This window comes from Nonomuraea sp. NPDC049709, from assembly GCF_040674815.1.
In the GTDB taxonomy this organism is placed as follows: Bacteria; Actinomycetota; Actinomycetes; order Streptosporangiales; family Streptosporangiaceae; genus Nonomuraea.
Genome location: NZ_JBFANM010000012.1, coordinates 72,088 through 87,610 on the forward strand (window position 1 = coordinate 72,088; position 15,523 = coordinate 87,610).

The window sequence follows — 15,523 nt, forward strand, 5'->3', positions numbered from 1 at the left end:
GGCACGGGAGACGTCCTAACCCTCCCGGGAGCGCAGGAACGCTTCGAGGGCCGCGCGGACGGCGGCGCGGGTCGGTTCGAGAGTGATGCCGCGCTCGCGCAGGAGCGTGCTGGACTTGTCGCGCAGAAGGCCGAGGAGCATGTGCTCGGTGCCGATGTAGTTGTGCCTGAGCTCCGCCGTCTCCGCCAGCGCCGCCTGCAGGGCACGCCGGGTCTCGGCGCCGATCGGGACCGCCGCCGGGGACCCGGGGCCGGTGGACAGGCGTTGTTCGAGGTCGGCCTTGAGCGCGGCTGGGTCCACTCCCTGGGCGGCGATCGCTCGCACGGCGAGGGTGCCGGGGTCGTCGAGGATGCCGAGCAGGAGGTGGTCGGCGCCGACGGCGAGCTGGCCCAGGCGGCGGGCGTGTGCCTCCGCCCGTTCCACCGTCTGCCTGGCCCGCCCCGTGTAGCGCTCGAACGCCCCCGACTGCGCGAGGTCGGCGACGGTGAGGCTGGACCAGCGGCGGCCGTAGCGCTGCTGGGCCGCCTGGCGGCTGATGCCCAGGTGGTCGCCGATGTCCGACCACGAGCAGCCCTCCGCCCTGGCCAGCTCGACCAGGTAACCGAGCAGCCGGTCACCGATGCCCTGCAGGTCGGACAGCACGCCTTCGGCGACGGTGAGACGGGTGAGGGCGTCGGCGCCCGCGCTGCGCTCTTCGACGATCGACAGCAGGGCGGAGAGATCGGGTAGCTCTGGCACCAGACCATTATGACTGTCAACGTACGCCTTGACGATTTCATCGTGTCAATGCCAGCCTTGACGCCATGGACATTGACTTGCTGGGCGAGGCGCTCGACGCGTACGTGCCGGAGATCATGAGGCACTACGGGACGCCGGGGTTGTCGGTCGCGGTGGGTGTGGGCACGGAGGTGGCGCTGGCCAGGGCGTACGGGCTGGCGGACCTGGCCACCGGCCGGCCCATGACGGTGGACACGGTGGGGCCGACGGGGTCGGACTGCAAGACGTACACCGGGGTGGCGGCCATGCAGCTCGTGGAGCGCGGCCTCATCGGGCTGGACGACCCGGTCGAGGAGCACTTCCCCGTCGTCAACCCGTACGGGGAACGGCCGATCACGCTGCGGGACCTGCTCACCCACCGCAGCGGTCTGGGCGTCAACATGGGGAACTGGGCTCGGGTGCCGCCCGCGCCGCTGGAGGAGCATCTGCGGCGGGTCTTCGAGGCCGGGAGGTCCGACGCCTACGGGGGCACGGTGGCGCCGTTCTGGGTGGGGCCGGTGGGTGCCCGGTACACCTACAGCAACGTCGGGATCGCCGTGGTCGGCCGGCTCGTCGAGCTGCTCGATCCCGAGGGGGCCACGCTCTCCGAACGGGTGCGGCGGCACGTGTTCCGGCCGCTGGGGATGGAGTCGACGGTGTTGCCGAGGGCTCAGCACCCCGACTTCGTACCGGCCGAGCTGCTCGCCCGCCGCTCCACCGGCTACGCGACCCTGTCCGGCTGCACCTTCACCCTCCCCGAGCTGTACCCCGGCGACTATCCGGCCGGCTCCGCCCTCAGCACGCCGTCCGACCACGCCAGGTTCGTGCTCGCGCTGCTCAACGGCGGAGGCGGCGTCCTCGATCCGGGGACGGCCGAGCAGATGATCACGGCGCAGGCGTCCGGTGGCACCCTCGCCGGGCCGAGCCAGGACCACTCGGTCGGGCTCGTGTTCAACGTCTTCGGCGGCGAGCACCCCTACATCGGCCACGGCGGCGAGTACCTCTGGGGCTGGAGCCACTTCACCCGCGGCTGGACCGAGGACCGGGTGGCTCTGGTGATCTCCGCGAACCAGTACGACCTCGGCGACCTCGGCCTGTCCGACCGCCCCAGCCACGCGGCCGCCCGGCTGGTCGCCGAGATCGTCACCGCCTGGGTGCACGGCGCCGACCCCCGTCCGCGACGCGACCCCGCGGCGGCGCGCAGCTACCTGGCCGGGCTGCTGATCGGCGACCGGCTCACCACCCGGCTCGGCATCGCCGCCCCGCCGGCGCCCGAGGAGGTCACGCGGATCGCCGAGTCCGCGGTCGTCGCGCTGCCGTGGGACGCCGAGGCGTTCCGGCAGGGGGTGGGCGAGGTGCGCATGACCGCCGACCCGCTGCGGGACAACGTCGAGACCATGCGCCGCGAGGTGCCCGCCCACGAGCTGGAGCTGCTGAAGCGGCAGCTCGGCCTGCCCGGGCTGGTGAGCAGGTGAGCGACGTCGCGCAGGAGGCACTGTCGATCGCGGTGTCGGCGGGCGTACCGACGTTGTTGTGGGGCAGCCCGGGCACCGGCAAGACCTCCGCCGTGGTGGCGCTGGCCGAGTCCCTGAACTGGCCCGTCGAGGTCGTCGTCGGCTCCATCCGCGAGCCGACCGACTTCGCCGGCCTGCCGGTGATCTCCGACGGCACGGTTCGCATGGCGCCGCCCGAATGGGCGCAACGGTTGCTCACGGCCGGGCACGGCCTGCTCTTCCTGGACGAGCTGACCACCGCGCCACCCGCGGTGCAGGCGGCGATGTTGCGCGTGGTGCTGGAGCGGGCGGTCGGTGACGTACGGCTGCCCGACAAGGTACGGATCGTGGCCGCCGCCAACCCGCCCGAGGAGGCGGCCGACGGGTGGGACCTGGCGCCGCCGCTGGCCAACCGGCTCGTGCACCTCGACTGGCCGGTCGACGGCCGGCGGATCGCGCGCGGGCTGGCCGTGGGGTTCCCGCTTCCGCCACTGACGGGCTTCGAGCGGCCCGCGTCGTACGAGCAGGTGACGCGGGCCCGGGCGACGGTGGCGGCCTTCCTCGAGGTACGGCCCGCGCTGGCGCTGCGGGTGCCGGCTCAGGGCGCGGGCGGGCAGGGGTGGCCCAGCCCGCGGTCGTGGGAGGCGGCGGCGCGGCTGATCGCCGCCTGCGATGCCGTACGGGCCTCGCCCGACGTGCTGGCGGCGCTCGTGACCGGGGCGGTCGGGGAGGGGGCGGCGCTGGAGTTCCTGTCCTGGATGGAGCACCTGGACCTGCCGGACCCGGTGGCGGTGCTCGACGATCCGGACGGGTTCGAGCTGCCTCGGCGCGCCGATCGGGCCTTCGCCGTACTGACCTCGGTGGTGGCCGTCGCGGTGGCCGACGGGGACGTGTCCCGGTGGGACGCCGCCTGGCGGGTGATCGCCAAGGCCGCCCGGACCGCGCCCGACGTGGCGACCCTGGCCGCTCGCGCCCTGGCCGGTCGCCGGCCCGCCGGCGCCCGGATCCCCGCCGCGCTGCTGGAACTGACGCCGATCCTGCGCGCCGCCGGGCTGCTCCATGAACCGTCCTGAGAAGTGGGCGGCCGCCCGGGTGTGGGCCGCCCATCAGGCCCCCTACCTGGCCAACGCGCTGCTCGCGCTGGAACCGGTCATGGTCCCGGGTTCCTCGGCACTGCGGCGCTTTCCCGCCGACCCGGGATGGCACGTGTACGTGGAGCCGGAGGAGCTGGCGCGGCAGAGCGTGCCCGAGGTGGGGTTCTGGCTGATCCACCAGGTGACGCACCTGCTGCGGGAGCACGCGCGGCGTTATCCGGGCGGTGCCGTCGAGGTGGGGGCCCGGGAGCAGCGGGACTGGAACCTGGCCGCCGACGCCGAGATCAACGACGACGTGTTCGGGGGCGTACCCCTTCCGGCGGAGGCGGTGACTCCCGTACGGCTCGGCCTGCGGGACGGGGGGACGGCCGAGCAGTACTGGCAGTCCCTACGGGAGTCGGCCTCGGACGCGAGGCTCCCGAACGGGTCTCCCCAGACCCCGGAGCCCCCGACCCAGCAGCCCGCGACCCACCGACCCCCGGACCCACACCATCCCGACCCGCACCGCCCCGACCCCCGCCTCCCAGACCCCCACCATCCGGAGCCGGACCTCCTCGACGTGCGGTTCGTGGACGGTGACGGTGGCGGTGACTGTGGGAGTGGTTGTGACGGTCTGCCGCGGGTTTGGGACTCCGGCCTGCCGGGGCTGTCCGCCACCAGCGCCCGGCTCACGGCGCTCGACACCGCGCGGCGGATCCGCGAACGGCTGAACGCCCACGACGACATCCCGGCCGGCTGGCGTCGGTGGGCGGACGACGTGCTCGAACCCACGGTGAACTGGCGGCGCCACCTGTCCGCCAGGGTCCGCCACGGCCTGGCCCAGGCGGCGGGGCGGGTGGACTACACCTACAGCAGGCCGTCACGCAGGGCCGCCGCGCTGCCCGGTGTCATCCTGCCCAGCCTGCGCCGTCCGCTGCCCGCCGTGACCGTCCTCATCGACACGTCGGGGTCGATCACCGACACCATGCTGGGCCAGGCGCTGGCCGAGGTCGCCGGAGTGCTGCGGGCCATCGGTGCCGGGCGAGGGCAGTTCACCGTCATCTCCTGCGACGCGCAGGCGTACCGACCGCAGACACTCGGCCGAGTCTCCGACCTGTACCCGAGCCGAGCCCAAGGAGCCGACGGCACCCCTGCCCCTCGGCCGGGCGGCACCGGAGCCCTCGACACCACCCCCACACCGCCACCAGACGGAACCGGAGATCCTCCCGACACCACCCCCGGCCCGCCGCCAGGCAGAACCGAAGACCCGGGGACCACCCCTCGTCTGCGGCTGAGCGGGGGTGGAGGCACCGATCTGCGGGCCGGGTTCGTCGCGGCTCTGGCGCGGCAGCCGCCGCCGGACGTGATCATCGCGATCACCGACGGCCGTACCCCTTGGCCGGACCGCCCGCCGGCCAGGACCCGGGTGATCGTCGGCCTGCTCGACGCGGCCGGGCATGCGCCTTCGTGGGCGGAGACCGTACTCATTGACTCAGGAGCGTCATGACGATGTCGTTCAGCACGCCGGGCGACGATTTCGACCCGGCCCCGTACCGCGCGGCCGGGATCCCGGCCGACGAGGCACACCTCTGGTGGCGGTGGCGGCTCACCGCGGCACACGCGGCCGCCTGGCGGCGAGCCGGGATCGCCGACCCGGCCCTGGCCACGCAGTGGGCCACCGCCCGCGTCACCCCCGAAACGCTCGCCGTCTGCCGTGCCGCGGGGCTCACCGCCGCGGAGGCGCTCCTCTGGCACGAGTACGAGTTCACCCCCGATGAGGCCATCGACTTCAAACGCCGGGGCCTTACCCCCGACCAGGCCTTCGACATCAGGCTCGGACGCAAGCCACGTCCCGCCGACGACACCTCCGGACCCGGTGACGCGTTCAGCAGCCTCATGTCCCTCACCGGAGGAGGAGTCGCGACCGAAGCCGGAGCCTGGACCGGTGATCCACAGGACCGGGCCCAGCGGTTCGTCGCACGGGCCGGGAACGCCGACGGTCTCCTGCTGTTCGGCTACATCAACGACGACTGGCTCGACGACGAGGCCATCGCATGGGCCCGGCACGGCGTCGACGCCCCCACCGCGCGTATGTGGCAGGACCTCGGACTCAGACCCGCCGAAGCGAAGCGCTACCTCCAGCGCGGCCTCAACCCGATGGCGGTCGCGCGGGCCTGGTGGCAGGCCGGCATCCCGTTCGAGGAGACCGCATCCTGGGCCGGGGCGGGCCTCACCCCGGAGGAGGCCGTCGAGCAGCGCGCCCGAGGCGTCACCGCCGAACAGGCCGAAACCCTCCGCGCCCTGCGCGACAACACCTGACGAACAAGGGCTTCCCCCACCGAGCAGGGCGGCGACCCGGTGGGACGTCACTCGCTCGCCGTGGCGGCGAGACCCGTTGCGCGACAGGGCGGCCGGGTGGTGATGTCCCGGCCGGGCGGGCGGGCGAGCGCCTGGGCGACCGGGCGCAGGCTCGGACGCACGGGGCGAACGGGTGGACTCACGGAGGCGCAGACGCGCGAACGCGGGAACGCGCGACGGCGAACGGACGCGGAGGCGAAACCGCGGCCTATTCGGTCACGGTGAGCTGACCGGGACGAAACCGGCGCCCGCGCGGTAGTTGGGCGACTGGTGCCGGAAGTAGGTGTTGTAGACCTGGCAGTAGCGGCCGCCCTGGGCCAGGAGCGTGGCGTGGTCGCCCTCCTCCACGATCTGTCCGTGGTCGAGCACGATGATGCGGTCGACGTGTTCGATCGTGGACAGGCGGTGGGCGATGACGATCGAGGTGCGGCCGGCCAGCACCACGTCGAGCCCCTCCTGGATCTGGGCCTCGGTCAGCGGGTCGACGCTGGCCGTGGCCTCGTCGAGGACCACGATGGCCGGGTCCTGGATGAGCAGGCGGGCCAGCGCGACGAGCTGCCGCTGCCCCATGGACAGGGCGCGGCCGTGCTCGCCGACGTCGGTCCGCAGGCCGTCGGGCAGGGCCTCGACCCAGTCGCCGCCACCGACCGCCGACGCCGCGGCCAGCACCTCGTCATCGCCGGCCTCCGGTCGCGGGTAGCGGATGTTGTCGGCGACCGTGCCGCTGAAGAGGAACGGCGCCTGCGGCACGGCGCCGATCTGCCGGCGGTAGGAGGCCAGGTCGAGGGTGCGGATGTCGCGGCCGTCGATCAGCAGGCGGCCTTCCTGGAACTCGTAGAAGCGGGTGATCAGCTTGCTGAGCGTGGACTTGCCGGCCCCGGTGTGGCCGACCAGCGCCACGGTCTCGCCCGCCTCGATGCGCAGGTCGAAGCCGCGCAGCACCGGGTGGGCCGGGTCGTAGCCGAAGGTGACGCCCTCGAACTCGATGCGCCCGGCCAGCTCACCGGCCGGCTGCGCGTCGGTCTGCACCACGCGGGGCGGGGCATCGATCAGGGCGAAGACCCGCTCGGAGGCGGACAGGCCCTGCTGGAACTGGGACCAGAACGCGGCGATGGACGTCAGCGGGAACCAGAAGAGCGAGACCCCCTGCAGGAACAGGTACCAGTCACCGGCGGAGATGCCGCCGCCCAGCACCGACAGGCCGCCGAGCTGCACGAGACCCACCGTCGCGAGCCCGGCCACGAGGAAGAGCACCGGGAAGATGGCCGAGAAGACGAACCCCTGCCGCAGCGTCACCTGGTAGCTCTGCCGGTTGATCGGCCGGAACTCGTCGTAGACCTGCTGCTCCTGGCGGAAGTTCTTGGCCACCGTGATGCCGCCCATGGTCTCCTGCAGGTTGGCGTTGACCCGGCTCAGCGAGCGTTGCGCCCGCCGGGTGCTGGCCCTGGCCAGGCGGCGGAACAGCAGCGCGAGCCCCACCACGATCGGCACGACGAGCAGCGTCAGCAGGGCGAGCTCGACGCTGCGCAGGAACAGCAGCACCGTGACGAAACCGACCATCAGCACCTGGCTGATCAGGTCCATCGTGAGCGTGGAGACCGTGGCGAAGTCGTCGGTGTCGGACGTCACCCGGCTGACGATCCGGCCGGACGGCGTCTCGTCGTAGAACGACAGGTCGCGCTCCAGCACGGCGTCGAACGCGTCCTCGCGGAGCTGGAGCACGACGTCGCCGGTGACCCTGGAGCTGAACCACTGGCGGACGAAGTTGAAGACCCACCCGAGCGCGCCCGCGATCAGCAGCCCCACCACGAACAGCCACCCGACCTGGGCGATCGTGCCGTCCGCGATGGCGTCGACCACCCAGCTCGCCAGCAGCGGCACGGCGGCCTGGCTCAACGACGACAGCACGATCATGCCCGCGACCAGGAACATCGCGCCCGCCTTGGGCCGGAAGTAGGACAGGATCCGGCGCAGCAGGTCGCGGTCGTTGTAGGTGCGGTCGTAGTCCTCGGCCTCGAGGCCGTCCATGATGAAGCCCATCAGCGCGCACTCCCCTGCTCGCTCGCCAGGACCGGGGCGTCGTCGTCCGGCCCCACGCCGGCCTCGTCGTAGTGGGCGAAGATCCGCCGGTAGAGGCGGCTCCGCTCGATCAGCTCGTCGTGCGTGCCGCAGTCGACCAGCTCGCCGCGCCGCAGCAGCAGCACCTTGTCCGCCCAGCGGATCTGGGAGAGCCGGTGGGTGATCAGCAGCGTCGTGCGCCCGTCGAGGATGCGGCCGATGGCCTGCTGGATCTTGTCCTCGGTGGCGGAGTCGATGGCGCTGGTGGAGTCGTCGAGCACGAGGATCGCGGGGTCGGTGAGCAGCGCCCGCGCGATGGCCAGCCGCTGCCGCTGGCCGCCGGACAGCGTGACGCCGCGCTCGCCGATGACCGTGTCGTAGCCCTCGTCGAGCTCGGCCACGAACTCGGCGGCCTGCGCGTCCTCCGCCGCCCTGACCACGGCCTCGCGGTCGGCCCGCTGGCCGAGGCTGAAGGCGATGTTCTCGGCCACGGAGCGGGAGAAGAGCACGATGTCCTGCTCGATGGTGGAGATCTGGGAGCGCAGCGAGTCGAGGTCCCAGTCGCGTACGTCGACGCCGTCCACCAGGATCCGGCCCGAGGTGACGTCGTAGATGCGCGGCACCAGCTTGGTCAGCGTGCTCTTGCCGGACCCCGTCTCGCCGACGATCGCCACCGTCTCGCCGGGTTTGACGGTGAACGTCACCCCGCGCAGCACCGGTTCGCCGTCGTCGTAGCCGAACGTCACGTCGTCGAAGACGATCTCGCCGCTGATCGGCGCGGCGTGCCCGTCGCCGCGCTGCATCAGCTCGGCCTCGGAGGCGACGATGCTCAGGATCCGGCGGGCGGAGGCGATGCCGATCTGCACCAGGGAGAAGGTGAAGATCGACATCTGGGTCGGGAAGCCGAGCATGACCATCAGCCCCATGAACGCCACGAGGTCGCCGACCGTGATCGCGCCGATGCCCTGCAGGTAGAGGGCGTGCCACAGGGCTCCGGCGACCGCCGCGGCGAACAGCAGCGTCGGCAGGTAGCGGGCCTGCACCAGGCCGTTGCGCACGAAGGAGTCGCGGTAGAGGCGGGCGTAGGCGCGGAACCGCTTGCGCTCCTGCCCCTCCTGCGCCATCACCTTGATCACCTCGATGCCGCGCACGGCCTGGCTGAGCCCGGCGTTGAGGTCGCCGAACTGCTCGCGCATGCGGGTGGCCACCGGGTTGAGCTGGCGCATGTAGTGCCAGAGCGCGGCCACGAAGAAGACCGCGAAGACGCCGGGCACCAGCAGCAGCCGCGGGTCGATCGCGGCGATGAAGAACAGCGGCACGAGGCCGGTGAGGCCGGAGTCGACGATCAGGTCGACGCCCGGCGTGATCATGATGGAGAGTTGCCTGATGTCGTTGGCGGCGCGGGCCATCAGGTCGCCGACGCGCTGCCGGTTGTGGAAGGTCTGGCTCTTGCCGAGCAGGCTCACGTAGAGCTCGTCGCGGGTGTCGCGCTCCAGCCGCTTGGCCAGGACCTCGCTCGACAGGCGGGCGACGAGGTCGAACAGGCCGCGGGCCGTCACGATGGCCAGCAGGACCAGCGCGATCAGCCCGAGCGCGGCGCCCGGGTCGCCCTGCCCGCCGAGCACGGCGTCGAAGGCGGCGCCGGTGAGCTGCGGCACCGCGGCGTTGAGCACCGTCATGACGAGCGAGCCGCCGAGGAACCCGAGCAGGTGCACCGGATGGCGGCGCAGATGGGACCAGAGCCAGCGGACCGGGCCGCGCCGGCTGTAGGGCGGACCGGAAACCGAGAACTCCGAGCTACTGGTGGTCACAGACATGGCCTCCCCCGGCCCGGCTCGGTGAACATCGAAACTGTTTTCTACCACCGGGGTACGACAGTTTTCCAACGAGTTTCGGGGGCGGCAGCTCTCGTCAGGCCGGGTTCGCCCTCTCCTCGGCCCAGCCGAGGGGCACCAGCCTGACGTCGAACTCGATCTCCTCGTACGGCCCGTCCATCCCCCACTCACCCGCCCCCGGCCGGGGCTCGCGGACCAGCTCCTCCTTCACCGCGTAGGCGGCGTCGGACTCCAGATAGGGATCACCGGCCAGGAACACGTGCGTGATCAGCGGCCGGTGGCCGCCGGCGGTGACCCGGTAGTGCAGGTGGGCGGGCCGCATCGGGTGGCGTCCGATGGCGCGCAGCAGCGTGCCGCCGGTCCCGTCGGTGGGTACGGGGTAGCTGCTCGGGCGGATGGTGCGGAACCAGTAGAGCCCGTCGGCGTCGGTCGTGAACAGGCCGCGCAGGTTGCCGGTGTCCTGGCTGTCGTCCTGCGTGTCGTACAGGCCGGTGTCGTTGGCCTGCCACAGGTCCACCACCGCGCCGGCCAGCGGCGTGCCGTCGCAGTCGAGCACCCGCCCGTGCACGACGGTCGGCACCCCGCGCTCGCGCTCGGGCCCGGTGCTGATCCAGTCGCCGAGCTTCCGCTCGGGGGCGGGCGAGTGGAAGGGGCCCTCCACGGAGGAGGGGGTCATGTTCGCCGGCCCGGCGTTGTTGACGTCGTCCACGGCCGAGGTCAGCCCCAGCATGTCGGACAGCAGGATGAACTCGTTGCGGTCGGGCGTGCACATCTTGCCCGTCTCGACGAGGAAGGCCAGCCCCGCCAGCCACTCCTCCGGCGTGGGGCGCGTCTCCTCGACGAAGGCGTGCAGGTGGCTGACGAGCGCCGCCACCACCTCGTTGACGCGGGGGTCGGGCCCGTCGATCTGGCTCAGGACCTGTCGCAGGAGCGGGGTCACGCGTACTCCTCAGAACGGCTCAGCGGGAGCGTATCCCCGACCGGCGGAAATGACCATCCGCCACGGCGGCAAGCGATTGCAGTAGATCGCCGACATGCAACAAAACTGCACACCATACGCATTGACTCGGCTAACAATCGGTTGCATAAAGGTGTGAAGCTCGCCGCGCGTACGAACGCTCGCCCGAGCGGAGCGCGGCCCGGTCGCCAGCAGAACCGGAGGCTCCAAAGTGCGCAGACGCAAAGCACGCAAGACCCGCTTATCCCTCGCCGCCCTCGCGGCGGCCACCACTGCCGCGCTGCTCGTCGCGGCGGCCCTGCTGGGGATGCCGAGCGCGTCGGCCGCGACGCTGTTCGGCGACGACTTCGAGGACGGTGACGCCGCCGGTTGGTCGCGGTCCGGCGGGAGCTGGTCGGTGGTGACCGACGGCTCCCGGGCGTACCGGCAGTCGGGCACCAGCGCGGACGCCCGGGCCGTGGCCGGCGCCGGGTGGACGGACCAGGCGGTCCAGGCGCGGGTGCGGCCGATCGCGTTCAACGGCTCGGGACGGCACGTCGCGGTGCTGGCCCGGGCGCAGAGCACCAGCAGCTACTACTTCCTCGGCCTGACCGACGCGGGCTCGGTCGTCCTGGGCAGGCGGACCGGCGGCGCTCCGGTGACGCTCGCCTCGGCCGCCGCCTCGGCGGTGCCCGGCACCTGGTACACCCTCAGGCTGGAGGCGTTCGGCAGCACGCTGCGCGGGTTCGTGAACAACGTGCAGCTCGTCACGGCCACCGACGGCGCGCTCCCCTCCGGCCGGGCCGGCCTGGCCGGTCACTACGCGAGCGCCACGTTCGACGACGTGCTCGTGTCCGACCTGGGCGGGCCCACCGACCCGCCGACCAGCCCCACCCCGCCGCCCGCCGGCACCTGCACCTCCCCCGGCAACCCCGTCGGGTTCGCCTCGGTGAACGCCTGGGGCCAGAACGGCACCACCGGCGGCGCCGGCGGCCCGACGGTCGAGGTGGACACGGCGAGCGAGCTGATCTCCGCGATCGCCCGCAGCGGCCCCCTGACGGTCTGCGTGCGTGGGATGATCACGGTCCCGGCCGGCATGTACGACGTCGCGTCCGACAAGACGATCATCGGCGTCGGCTCCGGCTCGGGCATCAGCGGCGGCGGCCTCAACATCGGCCTCCCGGCGGACAACGCGATCACCTCACCCCCGGCCGACGCCGTGCACAACGTCATCGTCCGCAACCTGGTCTTCAGGAACGCCAGCGACGACTCGATCAACGTCCAGATGTTCAGCCACCACGTCTGGATCGACCACAACGACCTGTCCGGTGGCTACGACGGCCTGATCGACGTCAAGCGCGGCTCCTCGTACGTCACCGTCTCGTGGAACCACACGCACGACCACACCAAGAACATGCTGCTCGGCCACGACGACGGCAACGGCGCGCAGGACGTCGGGCGGCTCAAGGTCACCTACCACCACAACTGGTTCGACCGGACGCCGCAGCGCAACCCGCGCGTGCGGTTCGGGGAGCCGGTGCACGTGTTCAACAACTACTACGTCTACAACACCGACGTCGGCGTGGCCTGCCAGGCGAATGCCGGCTGCCTGGTCGAGGGCAACTACTTCGAGCGGGTGGAGGAGCCGGTGAGCAACTCCTACGCCGGGCCCGCGGGCCGGTGCGTGGCCAGGAACAACGTGTTCGCCGACGAGTCAGGAGCCCCTGACTGCTCCGGCAGCGTGCAGGAGCCGAGCTCGTACTACGCCTACACCGTGGCCGACCCGAACTCCGTGAAGGCGGCCGTCATGGCGGGGTCCGGCGTCGGGAAGATCTAGCTGGCACCCTGGGAAGGGTGACGGAGACGAGCGGCCCCATGGTGGCCGACTTCTGGTTCGACCCTTCCTGCCCCTACACGTGGCTGACCTCGCGGTGGCTGCTGGAGGTGCGGAAGGTGCGCCCGGTCGAGGTGCGCTGGCACGTGATGAGCCTGTCGGTGCTCAACGAGGGGCGCGAGGACGATCCGGAAGGGGACCCGGAGGGATACCTCTGGGTCCCCGTCCGCATCTGCGCGGCCGTGCGGCGCGATCACGGCCAGGAGGCGCTGGGCCGGCTGTACACAGCGCTGTGGACGACCGGCACCGGCGACTGGCTGGGCGACCTGCGCGAGGCACTGGCCGTGGCCGGGCTGCCGGTCGAGCTGGCCGACGCCGGGACGTCCACGGACCACGACGACGACGTACGCGCCTCGCACGCCGAGGCCATGGCCCTGATCGGCGGCGACCACGTGGGCACCCCGATCGTGGCGGTCACGGACGGCGGCGGCGGGCGCGTCGTGTTCTTCGGGCCGGTCGTGTCCCGGGTGCCCACCGGCGAGCAGGCCGGCCGGCTCTGGGACGGGACGCTGCTGGTGGCCGGAACCCCAGGTTTTCACGAGCTGAAAGGCAGGCCCCACGAGGAGCCGGACCTGAATCACTCTCACGCACCGTGACGGCTTTGCCGGATCCCGTGATCCCCTCCGGGGGCGCGGGCTATCTTGGGTGCCCGGTCACCAGTGACAGACGAGAGCGCACAAGTCTCCATGGACGAGCACGTCATCCGCGTCGAATGGGTCAACGCCCCCGACGAGATCGCTTACCACGACTACGAAAAGGGCACCTACAACGCCTTCTCGTGCAGCTGCGACCTGCCGCTGGCCGACCGGGAGGCGGCCACCCGGCACGCCGCCGAGCACGGCCGGTGCCTCATGTGCCTGGGCACCGGCGAGCTGTCCATCAACCCGCGGGAGAGCGGTGGCTGCGCGAGTTGCGAGGGCTCCGGCGAGTCGGAGTCCGGGCCGGTGATGATCCAGGCGCGGGTCACCGAGAGCTTCGTCAAGGAGGTGGCCGCGCTGCTGCCCGACGAGTTCGGGCTCGTCGACGTGGTGGGGGTGCTCGACGGGCGCATGCCGCAGGGGCAGGGCGGGGTCGAGACGGTGTTGTCGGTGGCGGCGGGGCTGATCCGGTATCTGGAGGTGCAGGGGCGGATCGTGCTGTGCACGGCGCCCGACTACCTGCCCGCCGACGGGCTGGAGCAGCGGTACGGCGACCCGAGGTGGATCCGGGTCCCGTGACCGGTTTGTAGTGCTTGATAGGTTGGCGGGGGATATGCCGTCCGATGCCCCGGTCGCCGAACGTGGAGAGCACCGCCGATGCCCGTACGCCGCCTTGTCGCTGATCCGCTGCCGGTCATGGCGTGACGGTCACGGCGTGGGTGGCGGTGGCCGCCTTCCTGGCGGCGTACACGCTGATCGCCACCGAGAAGGTGCACCGGGTGGCCGCGGCGCTCGGCGGGGCCGGGATCATGCTGCTGATCCACGCCACCGGCGCGCAGGCGGCGTTCTTCGACGAGCATTCCGGGATCGACTGGAATGTGATCTTCCTGCTGCTCGGCATGATGGTCATCGTCGGGGTGCTGAAACAGACCGGGGTCTTCGAGTTCCTGGCCATCTGGGCGGCCAAGCGGGCCAGGGGCCGGCCGTTCCGGCTCATGGCGCTGCTCATCCTGATCACGGCCGGCGCCTCGGCCCTGCTGGACAACGTGACGACCGTGCTGCTCATCGCGCCGGTGACGTTCCTGGTGTGCGAGCGGCTGGAGCTGCCCGTGACGCCGTTCCTCATCGCCGAGGCCATGGCCTCCAACATCGGGGGCGCCGCCACCCTGGTCGGTGACCCGCCGAACATCATCATCGCCAGCCGGGGCGGGCTGACCTTCAACGACTTCCTCGCGCACATGGCGCCGCTGATCGTGGTGCTGGTGGCGGTGTTCGTGGCGCTGTGCCGGTGGCTGTTCAGGAAGTCCTTCAGGTACGACCCCGACCTGGCCGCCGAGATCATGACGCTCAACGAGCGCGAGGCCATCGCCGACCGGCGGCTCCTGTGGCAGTCGCTGGCCGTGCTGGCGCTGGTCATGGCGGCGTTCGTGCTGCATCCCGTGCTGCACTACGAGCCCTCGGTCGTCGCCCTGCTGGGCGCCGGGGTGCTGGTGGCGGCGACGAAGGTGACGACCGAGGACGCCCTGCGCGAGGTCGAGTGGCCCACCCTGGTGTTCTTCGCCGGTCTGTTCGTGATGGTCGGGGCACTGGTGGAGACCGGCGTCATCAAGCAGATCTCCGAGGCCGCGGCGGCGGCCACGCACGGGCAACTGGCGCTGACCACGATGTTGCTGCTGTGGGCCTCGACGGGGCTGTCGGCCGTGATCGACAACATCCCGTACGTCGCCACCATGAGCCCCATCGTCGCCGACCTCGTCCAGGCCAACGGCGGCAACGAGCACGCCCAGGTGCTCTGGTGGGCCCTGGCGATCGGGGCCGACCTGGGTGGCAACGCGACGGCGGTGGGCGCGGCGGCCAACGTCGTGATCCTCGGCATCGCCGCCCGCAACGGCACGCCGATCAGCTTCTGGCAGTTCACCAAGTACGGGCTGGTCGTCACGGTGGTGACCGTGGCGCTGTCGGTGCCGTACCTGTGGCTGCGCTACCTCACCTGAGCGGCAGCACGTCCACCCCGCGCTCGTCGTCGCCGCGCGGGCCGAAGATGCGCCGCTCCGACTCCTCGATGCGCACGTCGTTGATGCTGGCCTCCCTGCGCCGCATCAGGCCCGACTCGTCGAACTCCCACTGCTCGTTGCCGTAGCTGCGCCACCACCGGCCGGCGGCGTCGCGGGACTCGTACTGGAACCGGACCGCGATGCGGTCGCCCAGCACCGCCCACAACTCCTTGCGCAGGGCGTAGTCGAGCTCCCTGTCCCACTTGCGGCGCAGGAACGCCCTGATCCCGTCGCGGCCGGTCACGAACTCGTCGCGGTTGCGCCAGACCGAGTCCTCCGTGTACGCGAGGGCGACGCGGTCGGGGTCGCACGTGTTCCAGGCGTCCTCGGCGGCCTGGACCTTGACGCGGGCGGTCTCCTCGGTGAACGGCGGGACGGGTGGGCGTGACATGGCGAGGCCTCCTCGTGAGAACGGTCGTTCTCCGAG

General features: G+C 71.9%; 13 protein-coding genes. 8 read left to right on the forward strand and 5 right to left on the reverse strand.

Annotated elements, in window-relative coordinates; translation table 11 throughout:
* Positions 1 to 15 precede the first annotated feature (15 nt).
* Positions 16 to 738: a Clp protease N-terminal domain-containing protein gene (locus tag AB0J69_RS14245; protein WP_364116815.1), complete on the reverse strand. Its 723-nt coding sequence runs from the start codon at positions 736 to 738 to the stop codon at positions 16 to 18.
* 65 nt (positions 739 to 803) lie between these two features.
* On the opposite strand from AB0J69_RS14245, the gene AB0J69_RS14250 reads away from it, so the two are divergent.
* From AB0J69_RS14250 to AB0J69_RS14265, 4 genes are read left to right on the forward strand one after another with little or no spacing between them, the layout of a single operon-like run.
* Positions 804 to 2,231 (forward strand): serine hydrolase domain-containing protein, encoded by a 1,428-nt coding sequence (locus AB0J69_RS14250; protein WP_364116817.1) that lies wholly within the window; start codon positions 804 to 806, stop codon positions 2,229 to 2,231.
* Positions 2,228 to 3,322: an AAA family ATPase gene (locus tag AB0J69_RS14255; protein WP_364116819.1), complete on the forward strand. Its 1,095-nt coding sequence runs from the start codon at positions 2,228 to 2,230 to the stop codon at positions 3,320 to 3,322. Before AB0J69_RS14250 ends, AB0J69_RS14255 begins: the two co-directional genes overlap by 4 nt.
* Positions 3,309 to 4,829 carry a VWA-like domain-containing protein gene (locus tag AB0J69_RS14260; RefSeq protein ID WP_364116820.1) on the forward strand — a complete coding sequence of 507 codons (1,521 nt, stop codon included), beginning with the start codon at positions 3,309 to 3,311 and terminating at the stop codon, positions 4,827 to 4,829. The genes AB0J69_RS14255 and AB0J69_RS14260 overlap by 14 nt, the downstream gene beginning before the upstream one ends.
* The gene (locus AB0J69_RS14265; protein WP_364116822.1) at positions 4,826 to 5,641 is read left to right on the forward strand and encodes a hypothetical protein; all 816 of its coding nucleotides are present in this window, start codon (positions 4,826 to 4,828) and stop codon (positions 5,639 to 5,641) included. The genes AB0J69_RS14260 and AB0J69_RS14265 overlap by 4 nt, the downstream gene beginning before the upstream one ends.
* A 255-nt stretch (positions 5,642 to 5,896) precedes the next feature.
* Here the strand turns inward: AB0J69_RS14265 and AB0J69_RS14270 are convergent, their stop codons facing one another.
* From AB0J69_RS14270 to AB0J69_RS14280, 3 genes are all read right to left on the reverse strand, one after another.
* Positions 5,897 to 7,720, reverse strand: coding sequence for an ABC transporter ATP-binding protein (locus tag AB0J69_RS14270; protein WP_364116824.1), 1,824 nt, complete (start codon positions 7,718 to 7,720; stop codon positions 5,897 to 5,899).
* The gene (locus AB0J69_RS14275) at positions 7,720 to 9,549 is read right to left on the reverse strand and encodes an ABC transporter ATP-binding protein (protein ID WP_364116826.1); all 1,830 of its coding nucleotides are present in this window, start codon (positions 9,547 to 9,549) and stop codon (positions 7,720 to 7,722) included. The genes AB0J69_RS14270 and AB0J69_RS14275 overlap by 1 nt, the downstream gene beginning before the upstream one ends.
* 100 nt (positions 9,550 to 9,649) lie before the next feature.
* Positions 9,650 to 10,513 carry a dioxygenase gene (locus tag AB0J69_RS14280; RefSeq protein WP_364116828.1) on the reverse strand — a complete coding sequence of 288 codons (864 nt, stop codon included), beginning with the start codon at positions 10,511 to 10,513 and terminating at the stop codon, positions 9,650 to 9,652.
* A gap of 229 nt (positions 10,514 to 10,742) precedes the next feature.
* Between AB0J69_RS14280 and AB0J69_RS14285 the strand changes: the two genes are divergently transcribed.
* The 4 genes from AB0J69_RS14285 to AB0J69_RS14300 all read left to right on the forward strand — a co-directional run bounded on the left by AB0J69_RS14285 (position 10,743) and on the right by AB0J69_RS14300 (position 15,036).
* Positions 10,743 to 12,347, forward strand: a complete 1,605-nt coding sequence (locus AB0J69_RS14285) for a pectate lyase (protein WP_364116830.1) — start codon at positions 10,743 to 10,745, stop codon at positions 12,345 to 12,347.
* Between the two features lie 38 nt (positions 12,348 to 12,385).
* Positions 12,386 to 13,000 (forward strand): DsbA family protein, encoded by a 615-nt coding sequence (locus AB0J69_RS14290; RefSeq protein WP_364117038.1) that lies wholly within the window; start codon positions 12,386 to 12,388, stop codon positions 12,998 to 13,000.
* Positions 13,001 to 13,090: 90 nt separating this feature from the next.
* Positions 13,091 to 13,621 (forward strand): hypothetical protein, encoded by a 531-nt coding sequence (locus AB0J69_RS14295; protein WP_364116831.1) that lies wholly within the window; start codon positions 13,091 to 13,093, stop codon positions 13,619 to 13,621.
* Positions 13,622 to 13,743: 122 nt separating this feature from the next.
* Positions 13,744 to 15,036 (forward strand): ArsB/NhaD family transporter, encoded by a 1,293-nt coding sequence (locus AB0J69_RS14300; RefSeq protein WP_364116833.1) that lies wholly within the window; start codon positions 13,744 to 13,746, stop codon positions 15,034 to 15,036.
* Here the strand turns inward: AB0J69_RS14300 and AB0J69_RS14305 are convergent.
* Positions 15,029 to 15,487 carry a nuclear transport factor 2 family protein gene (locus AB0J69_RS14305; protein WP_364116835.1) on the reverse strand — a complete coding sequence of 153 codons (459 nt, stop codon included), beginning with the start codon at positions 15,485 to 15,487 and terminating at the stop codon, positions 15,029 to 15,031. The two genes, AB0J69_RS14300 and AB0J69_RS14305, sit on opposite strands and share 8 nt — an antisense overlap.
* Positions 15,488 to 15,523: the final 36 nt, after the last annotated feature.

Bases quoted from the DNA above. Each gene is read 5' to 3' on its own strand.
- AB0J69_RS14250 (WP_364116817.1), top strand. From the start codon at position 804: ATGGACATTGACTTGCTGGGCGAGGCGCTCGACGCGTACGTGCCGGAG.
- AB0J69_RS14260 (WP_364116820.1), top strand. From the start codon at position 3,309: ATGAACCGTCCTGAGAAGTGGGCGGCCGCCCGGGTGTGGGCCGCCCAT.
- AB0J69_RS14265 (WP_364116822.1), top strand. From the start codon at position 4,826: ATGACGATGTCGTTCAGCACGCCGGGCGACGATTTCGACCCGGCCCCG.
- AB0J69_RS14270 (WP_364116824.1), bottom strand. From the start codon at position 7,720: ATGGGCTTCATCATGGACGGCCTCGAGGCCGAGGACTACGACCGCACC.
- AB0J69_RS14290 (WP_364117038.1), top strand. From the start codon at position 12,386: ATGGTGGCCGACTTCTGGTTCGACCCTTCCTGCCCCTACACGTGGCTG.
- AB0J69_RS14295 (WP_364116831.1), top strand. From the start codon at position 13,091: ATGGACGAGCACGTCATCCGCGTCGAATGGGTCAACGCCCCCGACGAG.
- AB0J69_RS14305 (WP_364116835.1), bottom strand. From the start codon at position 15,487: ATGTCACGCCCACCCGTCCCGCCGTTCACCGAGGAGACCGCCCGCGTC.